Genomic DNA, 19,776 nt, shown 5'->3' with positions numbered 1-19,776 from the left:
CCCGTACCCACTCCTTGCCCCGTACCTGCCCTCGGCCAATCCCGACGACGGGTGAACAGGGAGGAGAAGAGTGAGAGCGGGGCTTAGGCTGGCGGAACAATACGACATCCCTTTTTGCAGCTCCGGAGACAACGGTGCAATTCCACGACTCGATGATCAGCCTCGTCGGCAACACCCCGCTGCTGAGGCTCAACAGCGTGACCGAGGGCATTCGGGCGACCGTCCTTGCCAAGGTCGAGTACTTCAATCCCGGCGGTTCCGTGAAGGACCGCATCGCGCTGCGCATGATCGAGGCGGCGGAGAAGAGCGGTGAACTGCAGCCCGGCGGCACGATCGTCGAGCCCACCAGTGGAAACACGGGGGTGGGGCTCGCCATCGTGGCCCAGCAGAAGGGGTACAAGTGCATCTTCGTGTGCCCCGACAAGGTGAGCACCGACAAGATCAACGTGCTCCGGGCCTACGGGGCCGAGGTCGTCGTCTGCCCGACCGCCGTCGACCCCGAGCACCCCGACTCGTACTACAACGTCTCCGACCGGCTGGTCCGCGAGACGCCCGGTGCCTGGAAGCCCGACCAGTACTCCAACCCCCACAACCCGCTCTCCCACTACCACTCGACCGGCCCTGAGCTGTGGGAGCAGACGGACGGGCGGATCACGCACTTCGTGGCGGGCGTGGGGACCGGCGGGACCATTTCCGGCACCGGCCGCTACCTGAAGGACGCCAGTGACGGCCGGGTCCAGGTCGTCGGCGCCGACCCCGAGGGGTCCGTGTACTCCGGCGGCTCCGGGCGGCCGTACCTTGTCGAGGGCGTCGGTGAGGACTTCTGGCCGACCGCCTACGACCGGACCGTCGCCGACGAGATCGTCGCCGTGTCCGACAAGGACTCCTTCCAGATGACCCGGCGCCTCGCCAAGGAGGAGGGCCTGCTCGTGGGCGGCTCCTGCGGCATGGCCGTCGTCGCCGCGCTGAGGGTCGCCGAGCGGCTCGGCCCGGACGACGTGGTCGTCGTCCTGCTGCCCGACAGCGGGCGCGGCTACCTCAGCAAGATCTTCAACGACGAGTGGATGGCCGACTACGGCTTCCTGGAGGACGAGGGGCCGAGCGCGCGCGTCGCCGACGTCCTCAACGACAAGGAGCACGGCGCCATCCCCTCCCTCGTCCACATGCACCCGGACGAGACGGTCGGTCAGGCGATCGAGGTGCTGCGGGAGTACGGCGTCTCGCAGATGCCGATCGTGAAGCCGGGCGCCGGGCACCCGGACGTCATGGCCGCCGAGGTGGTCGGGTCCGTCGTCGAACGGGAGCTGCTGGACGCCCTGTTCACCCAGCGAGCCTCGCTCGACGATCCGCTGGAGAAGCACATGTCGTCGCCGCTGCCGCAGGTCGGCTCCGGTGAGCCCGTCGGCGACCTGATGTCCGTGCTCGGTACGGCGGACGCGGCGATCGTGCTGGTCGAGGGCAAACCGAAGGGTGTCGTCAGCCGGCAGGACCTGCTCGCGTTCCTCGCCAAGGGCGGGGTGAAGCAGTAGAGGACCGGATGCGGTAGGAGCACCGGATGCGGCAGGAGCGCCGGTCAGGGGGACGAAATACCTGCAAAGGGCTCTCCGCGTCGAAAGTTTGCCTGGGGCGCGCGTTTGACTTCGCAAAAGTGGTACGAGCGCGTCACGTCCTCGCAGCACTCGCTTAACACGGGTCCGGCAGATTAGTGGGTGTCGGCAGGGCGGGAGCGGCTCCCCGCCCCGGCCGACGACCGAAACGGCGCCAAGGACCTCCGGAGCGGCTCCCGGACCTCCATGGACGCCAAGGACGCGTAAGCCCGGTCCTGACCCGGCCCGCGTCCCTCGCGGGGACCGCCGTCGTCCCGCCCCCCGTCACACGGGGGTGCGGCGGTCCCCGCGCATAGCACTCCTACGCGGCTGAACCGCCGCCGCTCTCGCGGGCGTGGCCGGTCGCCGTCGTGGTTCCTCGATCCATGGCTGCGGTGCTCGTCGCTGAAGGACGAGTCACGCTTCCCAGTCCGAGTCCCCGCTCTTGCCCCCGCGTCGGCGCAGGGCCGAGGAACCGCGCAGGGCCCAGGCCATGTTCACGCCCACGATGCCCGCCCAGGTGACGAAGAGGCCGGGGAGTTCGGCCACGGCGCCGCCGATGCCGGAGAGGGGGATGGCGACGACGAGGGAGACGACGCCGAAGCCGTAGCGTTCGCCCCAGGTGTCGGTGGACTTGGGGGAACGGCTGCCACGGGCCACCACCATCTGCTGCTCGGCGACCTGACGCCTGACCCGGCGGTCCACCGCGCCGTCGATGCGCTGGTCGACCTTCTCCAGGAACGAGTCGACGAGCGCGGACTCGTAGTCCTCGCCCAGCTCTCTGCGGGCGTGCAGGGTGGCGGCGAGTTCCTTCTTCAGCTCGGGGTCCCCGAGCTGTGCGTCACGGGCATCCATACCGGTCATGCCGTTCACGGTAGGGAGCCTGGGGTCGCTTGACACTGGGGTTAGCCCCCCTGTTGGCGCGCTGGTTCTCCCGCACGCTGCCCGTCGGTTTCCGCGTCGACCGCCCTGCCCGTTTCCCCGTCGGCAACGACAGCAACGGTGTGGTCTGGCTGGTCCCCGATCGCCTCGCGGCGAAGGCCGAGGCCGTCCGGGCGGTGAACCTCGAAGGCCCCGGCGTCCCCGGGAGCGACACCCCGGCCGCGGGCCGGGGCCGACCCGCAACCGCATCGCCGTCGTGGGCCCGCTCCTCGACACCGACGGTGACAAGCACCTGGACGTGGTGTTCGGCGCCCCCGGCTTCCTGGACGGGAAGAAGCGGGACCTGGACGCCTTCTGGGTGCTGCGCGGCACTGGGGAGGGCATGCGGTATCGGCGGCATTTCACCGTCATGGACATCCTCTGAGACCGCTGAGCGTCAGTTGAGACCGATCGGCTGAGCGTCAGTTGAGACCGATCGGCTGAGCGTCGGCTGACACCGCTGAACCGAGCATCAGCCGGACCAACCACTGCTTCTCGCACAGCGGCGGCGGACGGACACCCGTTGAGGAAGCATTTCCAGCGACCGCTCCATCGGCGTCTCTTGCCTGGCCTGTATAGGCTCATGCAGAGTTCTCGGTGTCTGAATATTCGGTGTATCGGCTCGGGGCTGGAGGCTGCGGGTGATGTCCTCTCGGATCGTGGGCGCGTCGGACGCCCCCGCGGTCGCCGTGGCGGCCGTTCCGGCCGTTCCGGCCGGTCTCGTCGTCCTCGACGGGCGTGCCGTCGGTGTCGCCGATGTCGTACGGCTGGCAGACGGGATCGCGCGGCCCGTGCCCGGCAGCGAGGCGATGCGGCGGGTCGAGGAGTCCTGGGACGCGGCCCGGCAGATCGCGGCGACCGGACGCGTGTACGGCCGCTCCACCGGCGTCGGCGCCAACCGCAGCGAGGACGTGCCCACCGAGGCCGCCGCCGAGCACGGTCTGCGGCTGCTGCGCAGCCACGCCGGGGCCATCGGGGAGGAGCTGCCCGCCCGGCAGGTACGGGCCATGCTCGCCGTACGCGCCAACCAACTGCTCGCGGGCGGCGCCGGACTCCGGCCGAGCGTGGTCACGGCGCTCTGCGAGGCGCTGGAGAGCGGCGCGTACCCCGTGGTGAACGAGTTCGGGTCGGTCGGGACGGGCGACATCGCGGCGCTGGCCCAGATGGGGCTGGCGCTGGCGGGGGAGCACCCCTGGCGGGGGCCGGGAACGGGAGGGGCGGCCGGGGCGCGGTTCGGGTCCGGCTCCGGTGTCCCCGAGGCGCAGCCGCTCGACAACAACGACGCCCTCGCACTGATCAGCAGCAACGCGCTCACCCTCGGACAGGCCGCGCTCGCGCTCCACGAGTTGCGCGGGCTGATCGCTGCCACCCAGGTCGTCGCCGCGCTGTCACTGCTCGCCGTGGACGGCTCGCACGAGGCGTACGCGGCGCCCGTGCACCTCGCACGTGCCCACCGGGGGTCGAGCGAAGTGGCGCGGCGGATGCGGGAGCTGATCGGGGCGGCCGACCGGCCCACGCCGCCGCTGGGCCGGATCCAGGACCCGTACGGCTTCCGGTGCCTGCCGCAGATCCACGGGCCCGCGCTGGACGCGGCGGACGCGCTGCAGGGCGTCCTGGAAGTCGAGATCAACGCTGCGGCGGAGAATCCGCTGATCTGCCCCGAGGACCTGGCCGCCTACCACCACGGCGGCTTCTACCAGGCACAACTAGCCCTCGCCCTGGACCATTTCAGACTCGCCGTGACACAGGTGGCCCGGCTGTCGACGTCCCGGCTCTCCTCGCTCAACGAACCCGCGTACACCCGGCTGCGCCCCTTCCTCGCCGACCACGAGCCCGCCTCGTCGGGCGTGATGATCCTGGAGTACGCCGCCGGGGCCGCCCTCGGTGACCTGCGGGCCTTCTCCGCACCCGCGTCGCTCGGCCACGCTGTACTCTCCCGGGGCGTCGAGGAACAGGCCAGCTTCGCCTCGCTCGCCGCACGGCAGACGCTGCGCGCATGCGGCGCGTACCGGCTCGTCGTCGGCTGCGAACTCGTCGCCGCCGTGCGGGCCCTGCGTCAGCGGGACCTGCGGCCGGATCCGGAACTGCCCGTCGGGCGGGCGCTGGAACTGGCCGAGACCGTGCTCGACGCGGACCCGGCCGACCGGCCGCTGACGGCGGACGTGAACGCGGCGGCCGTACTGCTCGATCGGTTCACCGAGATCTGGACGGACGTCCGGACGGACCCGCCAAGGGGGAGCGCGTCATGAGCGCGGACAAGGGCACGGGCGTGACGGACAGTCCCGCCGCGCGGCTGCAGGCGCTCTTCGAGGGGCACCGGCTGACGCCCACGCAGCGGCGCATCGCCCACAGCATGGTGCGGCGGGCGGCCGACGTGCCGTTCCTGTCGAGCGTGGAGCTGGCCGAGCTGGCCGGGGTCAGCCAGCCGTCCGTGACGCGCTTCGCGGTGGCGCTGGGCTTCGACGGCTACCCGGCACTGCGCCGGCATCTGCGGGACGTCGCGCCCGCCGAGCCGGCCCCGGACACCACCGCGTACAACGAGTACCAGCAGGCCGTCGAGGCCGAGATCGAGAACCTGCGGCATCTGGCCGAGGTGCTCGCCGACCCCGGCCCGGTGGCGCGGGCCGGGCGACTGCTGGCCGCCTCCCGCCCGCTGCCGGTGCTCGGACTGCGGGCCGCGGCCTCCCAGGCGTACGGCTTCGCCTACTTCGCCGCCAAGGTCCACCCCGACGTACGGCTGCTGCACGAGGGCGGCAGCATGCTCCACGACCGCGTCGACGCGGCCGTACGGGCGGGCGCGACCGCCCTGCTCTGCTTCGCGCTGCCCCGGCATCCGCGCGAGGTCGTCGAGACCCTGGCGTACGCCAAGGAGGCGGGGCTCTTCGTCGTCACCGTCGCCGACTCCGCGTTCGCGCCCGTCGCCAAGGTCTCCGACCTGCTGCTGCCCGCAGCCGTCGGCACCGGGCTGGCCTTCGACACCGCCTGCGCCCCGATGCTGCTGGGCCGGGTGCTCCTGGAGGCCATGTGCGACGACCTGCCCCAGGCCCAGGCCCGCCTGGAGGAGTTCGACGCGAAGGCCGCGCAGCGGAGCCTGTTCGTGGAGTAGCCCTTCCGGCCGGGTGGGGTTCCCGATTCTCAGGCGCGTTTCACGTTCGCTGGTTATCGTGCCCGCGACTGTCGTACACCTGGGGATCACGGGAGGCGGGGAGAGTGGCGCGCGGAGGGCAGGGGCTTGCTCGGGTGGCCGTCGTGGTGCGGGCCGGGGCGGCCCCGTTGTGGTGGCTGGGAGTGGTCGCGGCGGGGGTCGGCGTCCTGCCCCCGGGGCTGACCGGGCGGCGGATCGGGGTGCTGGCCGGGGCGGCGCTGTTCCTCGTCGCCGCCGGCGCGGTGGCGTGGACGCGGCGCGGCCGGTATCTCGCACCGGCGCGCTCAGCCGTGCGCGCCGGGAAGCACGACGTCCTCCAGGACCGTGCCGTGACCCTCCGCAACTGGCGCCGGGGCCACCGCTGGTGGCTGTTGCTCGGCTTCGCGGCCGCCCTCGGCTCGTCCTTCGCGCTCCCCGCGGCGGGCGGCATGCTCCTCGCCGGACTCGGCACCGGCCTCCGCCTCAGGGCTGCCTGGCTCGGCCGCCACGAAGTCGGCACCGGCCGGCTCCTGTGGGTCCGTGTGGACTGGCTGTCCGCGCGGGGCGGCCGGCCGACGGGCAAGCGGGTGGCCGCGTACCGGGTCACCGGCCCCGGCGCGGGGGACGCGGCGCCCGGGGGCGGCCGGCGGGCGTAGGGGCGGTTCCCTGCGTCGGGGCCGGACTCGGCCTGTACGTCAGGGCTTGCCGGGTGTCCGCGGGGAGTAGCCCGGCCTGTACGTCAGGGCTTGCCGGGTGTCCGCGGGGAGTAGCCCAGCCCGTGCGTCAGGGTTCGCCGGGTGTCCGCCGGACCAGCCTGTTCACCGCCCGCCCGCGTTGGTCGGTGATCCGTCGGGGGAGGTCTGCCCGGTCGTGGGCCGTGGACGGGTTCGCAACCGATTCCCACAGCTCAGAGGCTCGTCAGGCGGTGTTCAAGGTTCGCTTGGCCAGCTCGTACGCCGGGAGCATCTCCTCGTGTTCCTGGGTGTCGAGGCCTCCGAGGTGGACGACGACGGGCCCGTCCGGGGTGACCGTCACGAAGGCCCGCTCCTTCTTGGTCTCTTCCAGGGCCTCGCTGGTGTAGAGGTACGTGACCTCGGCGCCGGAGACATCGGAGTCCGAGGTGAACGCGCTGTACTTCGCCTTGCTGGTGTTGCCCTCGGCCGCCACGAACTCCTTCAGCAGCGCCTCCGCGTCCCCCTCCTTCGCGCCTGCCTCGCCGGTCCAGACGCGGAGGAAGCCGATGTTCCCGGCCGGCTTGGCGTCGATCTCGCACGCGGCGGTGAACGGGCCCTGGTGCAGCAGCCCCTCGGCCAGCTCGGCCGCGAGCGCGTCCTCCTCGGAACCGCTCCCGCCGTCGGGCGCCCCGGTCTCGACAGCCTCCGGCTGCCACTTCTCGGCGGTGTCGAAGGTGACCGGCAGTTCGCAGGCGGAACCGGCCGCGCCGACGCTGCCGCCGCTCTCGACGGCGTCCTGCGACGACTCCGACCCCCGCCCGGCCTCCGCCTTCGCCGACTTGGCGGCGCTCGACGACGGCTTCGCGTCACCGTCCTCCGCCGACCCCGAGCACCCGGTCAGCACCCCGGCCAGCAAGGCCACCTGCGCCAGCACCGTCCCCCGTACCGCTCTTCCCACCGTCATCCTCTTCTCCTGGTCAGGGCGGACACGGTAGCGGAGGGGGAGAGGCGGCGTTCGCACGGGTGTGCGGGGTAGGTGTATCGGGGCCGGGCCCGGATCCCGCCGGGGAACGTGCTCGGCGGCGCTCCCCGGGTGGGGTGCGCCGCCGGAGCCGCGGTGTCGGACGGGTCAGACCTCCAACTCCGCCTCGATCCGCTTCAGCTGGTGCCTGGCCATGGCCAGGTTGGCCCGCTTGGCGTCGAGGACCAGGTAGAGGAAGAGGCCGTTGCCGCCACGGCCGGTGATCAGGCGGATCAGGTGGTAAGCGTCGGACAGGGTGATCAGGATGTCCTCGATCTCGCCCTTGAGGCCGAGGTGTTCCATGGTGCGCAGCTTGGCGCGGACGACGTCGGTGTTCCCGGCGGCGGCGACGGTGAGGTCGAACCCCTTGCTGCCGCCGATCGTGCCCAGTGCCATGCCGCTGGTGTAGTCGACCAGGGCGGCGCCGGTCGCGCCCTCGATGGACGCGAGGGCCTCTTTCAACGCGGTCTCGGTGTTGGCCATGGTGTGCGGTGTCCTTTCAACTCTCATTGGTGGTAGGTGCGTTGGGAGCGGTTCGGGGGGTGGTGCGTGGGGTGGTGGCGCGAGGGGTCCGGCGGGGCATGGTCGACCTGACCGTGGCCTTGGCCGGTGTCTGGGACGAGGCGGCGGTCGTGGCGGAGGGCGTGGCCGCGCTCGCGGTCCTGGCCACGGACCGGGCCGGGTTCCTGGCGGCCGACCGGGCGTTGGCCGTGGCCGTGTCGTCCTGCCGGGGCAGGGCGTCCATCAGTTCGCCGATACGGCCGCCGGCGCGGCGGCCCTCCAGGTGCAGCCGGCCCACGTTGACCCGGTCCTGGGCCAGCAGCGTCAACACGGCGGAGGAACCCGCCGCGTACGTCGCCACATAGCCGTGGTCGCCGCGCAGCAGCAGTTCGCGGAGCTCGCCCCGGCCGGCGGTGTCCGTCATCCGTACGGCGACGCCGAGCGCGGCGGCGGTGAGTGCCGCCAGGCCCTCCGGTTCCACACCGGGGGTGTCGTGGGCGAGGACCAGCCCGTCCACACTGGCCGCGAGCGCGCCGGTCAACTGGGGTACACGGGCCCTCAACCGGTGCAGTTCGTCGAGGACTTCGGCCTCCGCGGCCATGATCAGTCTCCTCTCGGCGGGACGCTCCCGCTGCCGCTCAAAGGGCCTCCAGCGCATCCCTGAGCCTTTGCAGTAGAGCCACGTCGGGGTCTGGGGTGGTGAGCGGCCAAGGTGGGGCGGGGGGCGATACCTCGCTGCCGGCCGCCGGTCCGGCAGCCGTGTCACGGTCCGGGTCGGCCGACGGGGCGAGGCCGGGGTGGGTGACGGGGGCGAGCCCCTGGCGGGTGGCGGGGACGTGGTCCGGGCCGGTCGGGATCGGCGGGGTTCTCCCCGGGCTGTGCCGGGTCGCGGATATGAGGCCCGCGGCCGTCAGACGCCGTACGTCCACGAGGGTGTGGAAGGCCGGGCGCCCCAGGGTCAGGGAGATCTCGGCGGCCGTGCGGACACCGTTGACCTGGCCGAGCACGGCTCCCTGGCGGGCCGGGACCGGTGGGACGTCCAGGCCGACGGCCCTGACCAGCGGGGCCTCGTCCGTCGCCGGGTCGGGCCAGATGCGGTGCAGCAGGTCGCGGCGGCGCTGGGCCTCACGCTCCACGGCGGCCACCGGCACCGGGCGGATCGGTCCCAGCCAGTGCGCGGCCCCGTAACGGAAGCTGGCCTGCGCGCTGCTCGGGCCGAGCACGAAGTACGCCGCGTCGAAGAGTGCCCCCGCGTGGCACAGCTCCAGCGCGCCCCGGGTGACCCGCCCGCTGTCCACGAGGAACCGCCCGACCCGCAGCCCGGCCCCGGCCGTGTCGACCGCCTCCCGCCAGCCGTCGCCGTCCAGGACGCCGCCGGTGGTGAGCAGCACGTCCAGGCCCGGCGAGCGGGGGCTCTCGGCATGGACGACCTCACCCTCGGACAGATACAGCGAACCGCTCTCGCGCAGCAGTACGCCGGTGGCCCGCTCGGCGGCGAGCCGGCGCAGCATCGGGGCGACGGCCTGCCGGAAGTGCTCGCCCCGCACGGTCGGCGGAGGCGCCGGTGTGGTGATCACGCTCATGCCAGCACCAGCCGCCCCGCCATCTCCCCGAGCCGGATCCGGGCCAGCGCGAGGTTGCCGTCCGAACGGGCCAGCCACAGATGCAGGAACACACTGCTGTCGAACGTCGTCCGTACGAACCGCAGCACGTGGTACGTGTCCCGGTTGCTGACGATCAGGTCCTCGACCGGCAGATCCGCCCCGGACCAGTCGGAACCCTCCTCCGGCGCGAACGCCCGGTGTTCCGCCGCCAGCCGCGCCAGTTCCGCCGCCTCCGCCGCGGTCGTCTCGTGGTCACCGCCGGGTGCCTCCCCGACCGTGCCCAGCGCCAGCCCGCTGGTCCAGTCGACCACCGAGGCGCCCAAGGCACCGGGCAGCCTCATGGCCTCCACCAGACACTCGTCGATTCCGGGCACCGTGGCTCCCCTCCTGCCTGCGGTTCGGCTGAGTGACGCAGACGCTACGCAACGTGTGCGCGAGGGGTGAGGGATCTGGCATTTTCCAGCGGAACATGCGGAGAGGTGACTAAGGTGGGTCGACTTGCCTGGTTTTCACCGCTGTTGGGGTCCAGGCGCGTAGCGGTGCGCTGAGGTGGGCATATGCGGCCGACCCGCATGCCGGGCGCGGGCGAGGCACCGGGCGTCAATCATTCTGGGGGGCTTGAGGGGCGTGCGGAGGGGAGCAGTTGCTGCTGCCGGGCGCCCATGGATTCTCAGGGGTGCGGGGAACTGCGCGACCAGCCACGACCAACCCGTAGCCGCCATCCCACAGTTCCCGCCCGAACTCGAAGGCGCGTGTCAGAGCCCCAGCAGCCCCGACCTCTCGACTCCCCCCGCCTCCGCCACGATCTCCTCCACGGTCTGCGCCTTCCGGACCACCGCGAAGCGCATCTCCCTCTCCCCGGGCGCATACCCGTAAATCCCGGGCCGCGGCAGAGAGTTGTACGCGTAGTGGTGCGCAAAGCAATACGCGCCGGTGTCCAACGCGGCGGCGTAGTCCCCCGGTTCGAACAGCGGCAGCGAACGCCCCTCCGCCAGCAGGTCCCCCGCGAAACAGGCGGGCCCCGCCACGTCCTGCACCACCGCCGGCCCGCTCTTCACCCGGCCCTTCCCGTCGTACGCCGCGATCCGCAACGGCCATGCCCCCGGCGCGTACACCGTCCGCGTCGCCACCTGTACCCCGGCATGGGTGACCGCGATGGCCCGCCCGCCCGCGCTCTTGGTGTACTCCACGCGGGCGACGATCGTCCCGTGCTTCGCGAGCAGCGACCTCCCGAACTCGGTCACCAGCCCGTACCGCCCGTCGAACAGCCCCGGCACCGCCTCCGCCAGCAGTCGCGCGTACTGCTCGTACGTCGGTGTCGCCGCCTCCGACGCGAAGTTCACCGGCAGCCCGCCGCCGATGTCGATCGTGTCGATCTGCTGCCGCCCGATCCGACGGTTGATCTCCTCCGCCAGCTCGTACGTCTCGGTGATCCCCCGTGTCATCAGCGACAGCGGCATCCCCTGGGACCCGGTGTGCGCGTGCAGCCGGCTCAGCCAGGGGCGGTCCAGATACGCCCTCACGACCCACTCGCGGGCGCCCTCGTCCCGGAGCGCCACCCCGAACTTCGACGTGGCCGTCGCCGTGGACAGCGCGTCGATCGCACCGCTGCCGACCTGCGGGTTCACCCGGATGCCGATGGGGGAGCGGGTGGTGGCCGACCGGACGAGCGCGTCGATGCGGCCCAGCTCCTGCGGATTGTCCGCGTTGACCGCGATACCCAGCGCCAGCGCCTCCCGCAGCTCGGCCGGGGTCTTGGCGGGCGAGTCGAGCACGGTCCGCTTCGGCGACACCCCGGCCGCCCGCGCCAGGGCCAGCTCCCCGGCACTCGCCACCTCCACGCCGATCCCCGCCTCGCGCAGCAGCCGCAGTACGGGCACGAGCGGCGTCGCCTTCACCGCGAACGCGTGCAGTACGGGCGTCCCGGGTGCCGTCACCGCGTCGAACGCCCTCCGCAGCGCCCCCGCCGAGGCCCGGATCCCGGTCACGTCGAGGAGCGCGACTACCGGGGTGCCGGGGCCGAGCAGCCCCTGCTCCACCGCCGCCCGCACGGCCTCGTCCCGCCGGGCGGCCCGCTCGCCGTCGGTGTCGAACAGCCGCAGCGTGCGCTCGCTGTCCTCCTCGTCCTGCGGGTGGGCCCGGCCCCCGGCCGACCCGTCCCCCACGGTCCCGTTCGTCACGTCTCCCCTCTCTTCCCCTGCTGTCGTGTAGTCGTCCGCGCCCATGGGCCAGTGTGTCCAGCCAAACATCCGCGGCGCGCCGTCGCTGGCCCTACCGCCGTATTGACTAGCTCTATTCATCAGGCCAGGATGTGAATAGTTGCTGTATAGCGAGGAGGCAGACCGTGTCAGGACCCCGCCCCGTTCGAGCGCCGCGCGGTACGGAACTCAGCACCCTGGGCTGGCAGCAGGAAGCCGCCCTGCGCATGCTGCAGAACAACCTCGACCCCGAGGTCGCCGAGCACCCCGACAAGCTCGTCGTCTACGGCGGCACGGGCAAGGCCGCCCGTGACTGGCGCTCCTTCGACGCCATGGTCCGCACCCTGCAGACCCTCAAGCAGGACGAGACCATGCTCGTCCAGTCCGGCCGCCCCGTCGGCGTCATGCAGACCCACGAATGGGCGCCCCGCGTCCTCATCGCCAACTCCAACCTCGTCGGCGACTGGGCCAACTGGGAGGAGTTCCGTCGGCTGGAACAGCTCGGGCTGACCATGTACGGCCAGATGACCGCCGGTTCCTGGATCTACATCGGCACCCAGGGCATCCTCCAGGGCACCTACGAGACCTTCGCCGCCGTCGCCGCCAAAAAGTTCGACGGCACCCTCGCCGGGACCATCACGCTCACCGCCGGTCTCGGCGGCATGGGCGGCGCCCAGCCCCTCGCCGTGACCATGAACGACGGCGTCGCGATCTGTATCGACTGCGACCCGCGCGCCATCGAGCGCCGTATCGAACACCGCTACCTGGACGTGGAGGCCGACTCGCTCGACCACGCCCTCCAGCTGGCCGTCGAAGCCCGTGACGCCCGCCGCCCCCTCTCCATCGGCGTCCTCGGCAACGCGGCCGACCTCGTCCCCCGGCTCCTCGCCATGGGCGCCCCCATCGACATCGTCACCGACCAGACCTCCGCCCACGATCCGCTGGCGTATCTGCCGGTGGGCGTGGACTTCGACGACATGGCGTCCTACGCGACGAAGGACCCGGCCGGGTTCACCACCCGCGCGCGAGAGGCGATGGCCCGGCACGTCGAGGCCATGGTCGGCTTCCTGGACGCGGGTGCCGAGGTCTTCGACTACGGCAACTCCATCCGCGGCGAGGCCCGGATCGCCGGCTACGAGCGGGCGTTCGCCTTCCCCGGCTTCGTCCCCGCCTACATCCGGCCACTGTTCTGCGAGGGCAAGGGCCCCTTCCGGTGGGCCGCCCTCTCCGGCGACCCCGCCGACATCGCCAAGACCGACAAGGCGATGCTCGACCTCTTCCCCGAGAACGAGTCCCTCCACCGCTGGATCAAGATGGCCGGGGAACGCGTCCACTTCCAGGGCCTCCCGGCGCGTATCTGCTGGCTCGGCTACGGCGAGCGGGACAAGGCCGGCGAGCGGTTCAACGACATGGTCGCCTCCGGTGAACTGGCCGCGCCGCTCGCCATCGGCCGCGACCACCTCGACTGCGGCTCCGTCGCCTCCCCCTACCGCGAGACCGAGGCCATGCTCGACGGCTCCGACGCGATCGCCGACTGGCCGCTGCTGAACGCGATGGTGAACGTGGCGTCGGGCGCGTCCTGGGTGTCCCTGCACCACGGCGGTGGCGTGGGCATGGGCCGGTCGATCCATGCCGGTCAGGTCACGGTCGCCGACGGCACGAAGCTGGCCGGGGAGAAGATCCGCCGGGTGCTGACGAACGACCCCGGGATGGGTGTGATCCGGCACGTCGACGCGGGCTACGACATCGCGGAGTCCGTCGCCGACGACCGGGGCGTACGGGTGCCGATGCGCGAGGGCGGCGACGCGTGACCCGGACCCGGCCCGTAGTGGGTGGTGGCGGGGCGGGCCCCGTCACCGGCGGTGCCTCCTTCCACGAGATGTGGCGCGACCTCAAGCCCATCGGCCGTCACCCCGACTCCGGTGGATACCGCCGGTTCGCCTGGACCGCCGCCGACGCGGACTGCCGGGCCTGGTTCGAGGAGCAGGCCCGGGACCGGGGGCTGGCCCACGAGGTCGACCGGAACGGGAACCAGTGGGCCTGGCTCGGGGACCCCGCCGCCGGGGACGCCGTGGTCACCGGGTCGCATCTCGACTCCGTGCCCGACGGCGGGGCCTTCGACGGGCCCCTCGGCGTCGTGTCCTCCTTCGCCGCGCTCGACGAACTCCGAGCCCGGGGCGCCCGGCTCGACAAACCCCTCGCCATCGTCAACTTCGGTGACGAGGAGGGCGCGCGGTTCGGGCTGGCCTGCGTGGGGTCACGGCTGACCGCCGGGCAGCTGACCGTCGAGCAGGCGGGACGGCTGACCGGCGGGGACGGGGTCACGCTGCCGCGGGCGATGGAGGCCGCCGGGTACGACCCGGAGGGCATCGGACCCGATCCGGAACGGCTCGCGCGGATCGGGGCGTTCGTCGAACTGCATGTCGAGCAGGGGCGGGCCCTGGACCTGTCCGGGGACGCCGTCGGGATCGCCAGTGCCATCTGGCCGCACGGGCGATGGCGGTTCGACTTCCGGGGCGAGGCGAACCACGCCGGGACGACCCGGCTCGTCGACCGCCGGGACCCCATGCTGTCCTACGCGGAGACCGTGCTCGCGGCCCGGCGCGAGGCGCGGCTCGCCGGGGCGGTGGCCACCTTCGGCAAGATCTCGGTCGAGCCGAACGGGGTCAATGCCATCCCGTCCCTCGTGCGCGGCTGGCTCGACTCCCGCGCCGAGGACCAGGCCACCCTGGACACGGTCGTCGGCGCGATCGAGGAGGCGGCCCGCGACTACGCCCAGGAGCACGGGATCGAGCTCGACATCGTCCGGGAGTCCTTCACCCCCGTCGTCGAGTTCGAGCACGCGCTGCGGGACGAGATCGCCCGCATCCTGGGCCGGGACACGGCCGGTCTGAAGGTGCCGGTGCTCGGGACCGGCGCCGGACACGACGCCGGCATCCTCTCCGGGACCGTCCCGACCGCCATGCTGTTCGTGCGCAACCCGACAGGCGTCTCGCACTCCCCGGCCGAGCACGCCGCCGAGGACGACTGCCTGGCCGGGGTGAGAGCGCTCGCCGACGTACTGGAAGGGCTGGCCCGCAGGTGACGGAGACGACCTACTGGCTCGAACACGCCTGGCTGGGCACCCATGTCGAGCCAGGCGTGACCCTGACCGTGGCCGCGGAGGGCACCCCCCGAGCCGGCCGCATCACCGCCGTCCGCGGCGGGACGCCCACCCCGCCCCCGGGCGCGGTCGTCCTGCGCGGCCTCACCCTGCCCGGCCTCGCCAACGCCCACAGCCACGCCTTCCACCGCGCCCTGCGCGGCACCGTCCAGGTCGGCTCGGGCACCTTCTGGACCTGGCGCGAGGTCATGTACCGGGTGGCGGACCGGCTGACCCCGGACACCTACCACGCCCTCGCGCGGGCCGTGTACGCGGAGATGGCGCTGGCCGGGATCACGGCGGTGGGCGAGTTCCACTACGTGCACCACGCCCCGGGCGGCACCCCGTACGCCGACCCGAACGCCATGGGGGAGGCCCTCGTCGAGGCCGCCGCCGAGGCGGGCATCCGGATCACCCTCCTCGACACGGCCTACCTCTCCGCCGGCTTCGGCAAGGCGCCCGACCACCACCAGCTCCGCTTCTCCGACGGTACGGCCGAGGCCTGGGCGGAACGCTGTTCAGTTCTCAAGGACCGGGATCACGCGCGGATCGGTGCGGCCGTGCACTCCGTACGGGCCGTGCCCGCCGGGCAGTTGGCGACCGTGGCGCGGTGGGCCGAGGAGCGGCGGGCCCCGCTGCATGTCCACCTGTCGGAGCAGACGGCGGAGAACGACGCCTGCCACGAGGCACACGGACGCACCCCCACCCAACTCCTCGCCGACCACGGTGTACTGGGCCCCCGCACGACCGGCGTCCACAACACCCACCTCACCGACGAGGACATCGCCCTCATCGGCGACAGCGGCACCGGCACCTGCATGTGCCCCACGACCGAACGGGACCTCGCGGACGGCATCGGACCGGCCGTCGCCCTGCAACGGGCGGGCTCCCCGCTCTCCCTCGGCTCCGACAGCCACGCCGTCATCGACCTGCTCGAAGAGGCGCGCGCCATGGAACTGAACGAGCGGCTGCGCACCCGTACGCGCGGTCACTGGACGGCGGCGGCCCTCCTGCGGGCGGCCTCGGCCGACGGCCACACGGCGATCGGCTGGGACGACGCCGGTGCCCTGGAGACGGGCGCGCTCGCCGACTTCACGACGATCGCGCTCGACTCGGTCAGGACCGCAGGGCCGCTTCCACGGCTCGGCGCGGAGACGGCTGTATTCGCCGCGTCGGCAGCAGACGTGTCGCACACGGTGGTGGGAGGTCGGCACGTCGTACGGGACGGGGTGCACGCGCTCGTACCGGATGTGCCGAAAGCCCTCGCGGACGCCGTCGAAGCACTGCGCGGATGACCCCCACCCGCCCGTCCGGGCCGGCCTCGGCCCCCGAACCCACCGCCGACCAGGCCACCAAGGACGCCATGAGCAGCCCGACGACCGTCAGCCCCGCCAATTCAGCGAGCACCGCGAGCACGCTCATCACCAACATCGCTGCCCTGGTCACCAACGACCCCTCCCTCGGCGACAGATCCCCCCTCGGACTGATCCAGAACGCGGCCGTCGTCATCGACGGTGAACGCATCGCGTGGACCGGTGATCAAAGCAAAGCACCCGCCACTGACAATCGCGTCGACGCCGGTGGGCGGGCGGTGATCCCGGGCTTCGTGGACTCCCACTCCCACCTCGTCTTCGCCGGCGACCGGACCGCCGAGTTCAACGCCCGCATGTCCGGCCGGGCCTACAGCGCGGGCGGCATCCGTACGACCGTCGCCGCCACCCGTGCCGCCACCGACGAGGAACTGGAGGCCAACCTCACCCGTTACCTCCGCGAGGCCCTCCGCCAGGGCACGACCACCTTCGAGACGAAGTCCGGCTACGGCCTGACCGTCGCGGACGAGGCGCGGGCCCTGCGCATCGCGGCCGCCCACACCGACGAGGTCACCTATCTCGGCGCCCACATCGTCTCCCCGGACCACGCCGAGGACCCCGCCGCCTACGTCGCCCTCGTCACCGGCGAGATGCTCGACGCCTGCGCCCCGTACGCCCGTTGGATCGACGTCTTCTGCGAGAAGGGCGCCTTCGACGGCGACCAGGCCCGCGCGATCCTCACGGCGGGCAGGGCCAAGGGCCTGCACCCGCGTATCCACGCCAACCAGCTCTCGTACGGCCCCGGCGTCCAGCTCGCCGTGGAACTGGACGCGGCGAGCGCGGACCACTGCACCCACCTCACCGACGTCGACGTGGACGCCCTCGCGAACAGCCGGACGGTCGCCACCCTGCTCCCCGGCGCCGAGTTCTCCACCCGCGCCCAGTGGCCGGACGCCCGCCGCCTCCTCGACGCGGGCGTCACCGTTGCCCTCTCCACGGACTGCAATCCGGGGTCGTCCTTCACCTCGTCCGTCCCCTTCTGTGTCGCGCTCGCGGTGCGGGACATGGGGATGACGCCGGACGAGGCGGTCTGGTCGGCCACGGCGGGGGGTGCGCGGGCGCTCCGCCGCGACGACGTCGGCAGCCTCACGCCGGGCGCGTACGCCGATCTCGCGCTGCTGGACGCGCCCAGCCACGTCCACCTCGCCTACCGGCCGGGAGTTCCGCTGGTCACGGGCGTATGGCGCAGGGGCGTACGCGTGGTCTGACCGGCCGCGCCGGGGCGTTGCGGCCTCTGTCGCGGTGGCTGCGGAAGCGAGTGGCCTCAGGTGTGGGTGGCCTCAGGCGTGGGCGGGTCCGGCCCCCGCCCGCCACCGCTGGCCGTCGCGCCCCGACGCCTCGGCGAAGGCGACGGAGCCGAGCGCGTCCGGGGTCACGGCGTGCCCCGGCGCGATCGCCGGGCGGATCACACCCCGGGAGTCGACCTCGAACCTGAGGTTGTCGCCGTTGTCCCCGTCGAGCGAGTCGCACTCCCAGACGCCCACACCGTCGTCGGTCGCCCCACGGCTGTCGAGGCACAGGTCGGGGTCGGCGAACGACTGGAGGGCGTTCCGCCGGGAGTCGAGGCGCCAGCGCTGGGTGGCGCGCGAGGTGCAGGTGGCCGTGACGACGTCGGTGCCCTTCGCCAGCTCGCCCCGGATGTCCAGACACAGTCCCGAGGCGATGTTCACCACCTGGGCGTAGGCACCGTTCAGCGGTGGCCCGTACGGCAGCGAGGGCGTCGGGAGACCCGACTTCGACGGACTCGGACTCGGGCTCTTCGTCGGCTTCTCCTTCTCCGGGGGCTTCGAAGGGCTCTCGGTGTCCGAAGGGGTCGGGGACGGTGTCGGGCTCGCCGGGACCGTCGGGTTCACAGCGCCCGACGGCGGTGCCGCGGGCGTGCCGACGGAACCCGCCCCGTCGTCGGACGACGAGCCCACCGAGCCCGAGAACACGAGGAACGCCAGCAGCGGAGCCAGTGCCACTCCGAGGGCCACCGAGGTCAGCACGATCCGACGGGACGACGACCATCGGGCCCCCGGCACCCCTGCCTCGGCCCCGGTCGGCGCCCCGGCGCCACTGTCGACCCCTGCCGCCCAGGCTCCGCCCGCTGCCCCGGCCTCGGCCCTGTTCCCGGTCGCGGCTGCCATGTCGGCCCCCGAACCGGCCGCCGCCCCGGCCCCGGCTGCCACGCCGGCCTGCGCACCGCCGCCAGGACCTGCCCACGCCTCGGCCCCGGCCCACGCACCGCCCTGAGCCTCCGCCCCCACCCCGTCCACCGCGCGATCCCTGCCACCGGCGTCGAAGCCGCTGCCGCTGCCGGAGCCGGAACCAAGGCCGGACTCCGCCCACACCTCCGCCGCGGCGGCGGTCGCAGCCGCCGCTCCCGCCCAACCGCCCGCTCTGGAGCCTGCCGCGGTCCCCGCGCCCGCGCCCGCCCCCGTCTCCGTCCCGGCTTCCGGCTCCGCGAAATCCTCAGCGGCCTCCACTCCGGTGCTCGCCCGGCCGCCGCCACGCGCGTCGGCTCCGTTCCGCGCACCCGCGCCGCCCCGCGCCCCACGCCCGCCCCGCGTGTACGCCGTACCGCCCCAAGGCAGCAGCCCCTCCGCGAGCGTCGCGCGCGGGCTGTCGCGCAGGGCGCACAGCTCCTCGTACGCGCCGGTGCAGTACGCGCAGTACTCCATGTGGCTGTGCAGGTCCGGGCTGTGGCGGGGGGTGTCCGGTCGTACGGACTCCTCGATCAGCCGACGGAAGTCCTGGCAGCGAGGGTCGTCGGAGGCGGCGAGGCGCACTCTGAGACAGGCCTGGCGCAGGGCCTGGAGCGCGGACTCCCGCTTGTACGTCACGTCGTCGGGGGTGAGGCCGAGCAGCACGGCCGTACGGTCGTCCGGTTCCTGCTCCACGACGCCGTACCAGATGAGGCCCTGGGGGCGGGGTGGCAGGAACTGGAACGCCGCGAGCAGGGGCGGGACGGGGCCGTCGGGGCCCGCCGCGTCCAGCACGGAGCGCAGTGTGGGGGCGAGGCCGGTCGCATGCTCGTCCGTGGTCCAGGTGGCGGCCACACGGAAGGCCAGCAGGAGCAGTTGGTGGCGCCAGGGGACGGGCGGCTCGGTGCCGCGTGCCGTCTCCCGGGTGGCGACCGTGAACGCCTGCGTCGCCAGCTCCCGTGCCGAGGACTCGCTCGCGGCGCACAGCCGGGCGTAGGCGAGGACCGACGGGTGGTGGCGTTCGCGCAGCTCGCGCAGGGCCGTGTACGCGGTCGGCGTATCGGCGCGCAACAGCGCGGTGAGCCGCGCGTCGGACGCAGTCGCGTGCCGGTGCTCGGACCCGTCGTCGGGGCGTGCGCCCGGAGCGCCGGTGTCCTGGCGCTTCTCATGGCTGTCGTCGTCGCCGGGGCGCTCGTCCCGAGCCCGAGTCATCCTCGTGCCTCCTCGCACCCCCGTGTCCGCCAGTCGGCTTCTGGGATACCGAACAGTCTGGCGCGTGACCATAGTGACGGAAGGTGAACCGGGGGGAAGGGGTTTCTTGCGGTAAGGGGGCGAGACAATGGGCGGGCCGGGAACATTTCGGCCGGGTACGGGAGGAGTGTCGCAACTCCTGGCGTACCCGGCCGACTTCTGTCATCGTCGACGGCGCCGTCACCGACGGCTCGGCGC

At 72.9% G+C, this 19,776-nt stretch carries 17 protein-coding genes; 9 read left to right on the top strand and 8 right to left on the bottom strand.

From position 1 onward, the window contains the following. Nucleotides 1-134 precede the first annotated feature (134 nt). Nucleotides 135-1,529, top strand: coding sequence for a cystathionine beta-synthase (locus tag OG858_RS18315; RefSeq protein WP_037692954.1), 1,395 nt, complete (start codon nt 135-137; stop codon nt 1,527-1,529). A 474-nt stretch (nt 1,530-2,003) separates the two neighbouring features. Here the strand turns inward: OG858_RS18315 and OG858_RS18310 are convergent, their stop codons facing one another. Beyond that, nucleotides 2,004-2,450, bottom strand: a complete 447-nt coding sequence (locus tag OG858_RS18310) for a hypothetical protein (RefSeq protein ID WP_319067909.1) — start codon at nt 2,448-2,450, stop codon at nt 2,004-2,006. A 274-nt stretch (nt 2,451-2,724) separates the two neighbouring features. Here OG858_RS18310 and OG858_RS18305 point away from each other — a divergent pair, with 274 nt between their 5' ends. The 4 genes from OG858_RS18305 to OG858_RS18290 all read left to right on the top strand — a co-directional run bounded on the left by OG858_RS18305 (nt 2,725) and on the right by OG858_RS18290 (nt 6,287). Continuing rightward, the gene (locus OG858_RS18305; protein WP_179201391.1) at nt 2,725-2,892 is read left to right on the top strand and encodes a hypothetical protein; all 168 of its coding nucleotides are present in this window, start codon (nt 2,725-2,727) and stop codon (nt 2,890-2,892) included. A 259-nt stretch (nt 2,893-3,151) separates the two neighbouring features. Then, the gene (locus OG858_RS18300; protein WP_319262434.1) at nt 3,152-4,756 is read left to right on the top strand and encodes an aromatic amino acid ammonia-lyase; all 1,605 of its coding nucleotides are present in this window, start codon (nt 3,152-3,154) and stop codon (nt 4,754-4,756) included. Beyond that, nucleotides 4,753-5,613 carry a MurR/RpiR family transcriptional regulator gene (locus OG858_RS18295; RefSeq protein WP_086748934.1) on the top strand — a complete coding sequence of 287 codons (861 nt, stop codon included), beginning with the start codon at nt 4,753-4,755 and terminating at the stop codon, nt 5,611-5,613. Before OG858_RS18300 ends, OG858_RS18295 begins: the two co-directional genes overlap by 4 nt. Before the next feature lie 104 nt (nt 5,614-5,717). After that, entirely contained in the window at nt 5,718-6,287 is a 570-nt protein-coding gene (locus OG858_RS18290; RefSeq protein ID WP_327724177.1) for a hypothetical protein, read from the top strand. 262 nt (nt 6,288-6,549) lie between these two features. Here OG858_RS18290 and OG858_RS18285 read toward each other — a convergent pair whose 3' ends face one another. From OG858_RS18285 to OG858_RS18260, 6 genes are all read right to left on the bottom strand, one after another. After that, nucleotides 6,550-7,269 (bottom strand): lipoprotein, encoded by a 720-nt coding sequence (locus OG858_RS18285; RefSeq protein WP_319322236.1) that lies wholly within the window; start codon nt 7,267-7,269, stop codon nt 6,550-6,552. Nucleotides 7,270-7,434: 165 nt separating this feature from the next. Beyond that, entirely contained in the window at nt 7,435-7,809 is a 375-nt protein-coding gene (locus OG858_RS18280) for a roadblock/LC7 domain-containing protein (protein ID WP_005485738.1), read from the bottom strand. A 16-nt stretch (nt 7,810-7,825) separates the two neighbouring features. Beyond that, nucleotides 7,826-8,428 (bottom strand): roadblock/LC7 domain-containing protein, encoded by a 603-nt coding sequence (locus OG858_RS18275; protein WP_319067914.1) that lies wholly within the window; start codon nt 8,426-8,428, stop codon nt 7,826-7,828. Nucleotides 8,429-8,465: 37 nt separating this feature from the next. Next, a complete protein-coding gene (locus OG858_RS18270) occupies nt 8,466-9,410 on the bottom strand; it encodes a hypothetical protein (protein WP_327743969.1) in 945 nt (314 codons plus the stop codon). After that, complete coding sequence (locus OG858_RS18265) at nt 9,407-9,805, bottom strand: hypothetical protein (protein ID WP_086754262.1); 399 nt, start codon at nt 9,803-9,805, stop codon at nt 9,407-9,409. Before OG858_RS18265 ends, OG858_RS18270 begins: the two co-directional genes overlap by 4 nt. 381 nt (nt 9,806-10,186) lie before the next feature. Next, complete coding sequence (locus tag OG858_RS18260) at nt 10,187-11,656, bottom strand: type III PLP-dependent enzyme domain-containing protein (RefSeq protein WP_319067917.1); 1,470 nt, start codon at nt 11,654-11,656, stop codon at nt 10,187-10,189. 119 nt (nt 11,657-11,775) lie between these two features. Here OG858_RS18260 and hutU point away from each other — a divergent pair, with 119 nt between their 5' ends. The 4 genes from hutU (at nt 11,776) to hutI (ending at nt 17,349) form a co-directional block, all read left to right on the top strand. After that, entirely contained in the window at nt 11,776-13,440 is a 1,665-nt protein-coding gene (hutU, locus tag OG858_RS18255) for a urocanate hydratase (protein ID WP_327748817.1), read from the top strand. Between the two features lie 68 nt (nt 13,441-13,508). Then, entirely contained in the window at nt 13,509-14,714 is a 1,206-nt protein-coding gene (locus OG858_RS18250; RefSeq protein WP_107482390.1) for an allantoate amidohydrolase, read from the top strand. After that, on the top strand, nt 14,711-16,066 hold the full coding sequence (locus tag OG858_RS18245; RefSeq protein WP_319067920.1) for a formimidoylglutamate deiminase: 1,356 nt from the start codon (nt 14,711-14,713) through the stop codon (nt 16,064-16,066). The genes OG858_RS18250 and OG858_RS18245 overlap by 4 nt, the downstream gene beginning before the upstream one ends. Continuing rightward, entirely contained in the window at nt 16,063-17,349 is a 1,287-nt protein-coding gene (gene hutI / locus OG858_RS18240) for an imidazolonepropionase (protein ID WP_319067921.1), read from the top strand. The genes OG858_RS18245 and hutI overlap by 4 nt, the downstream gene beginning before the upstream one ends. A gap of 72 nt (nt 17,350-17,421) precedes the next feature. Here hutI and OG858_RS18235 read toward each other — a convergent pair whose 3' ends face one another. After that, nucleotides 17,422-19,539, bottom strand: coding sequence for an RICIN domain-containing protein (locus OG858_RS18235; protein WP_319067922.1), 2,118 nt, complete (start codon nt 19,537-19,539; stop codon nt 17,422-17,424). Nucleotides 19,540-19,776 lie beyond the last annotated feature (237 nt).

Source organism: Streptomyces europaeiscabiei (assembly GCF_036346855.1).
GTDB lineage: Bacteria > Actinomycetota > Actinomycetes > Streptomycetales > Streptomycetaceae > Streptomyces > Streptomyces europaeiscabiei.
Note: the sequence above shows the minus strand (reverse complement) of the source record. Positions and strands in the feature narration are given on the sequence as shown.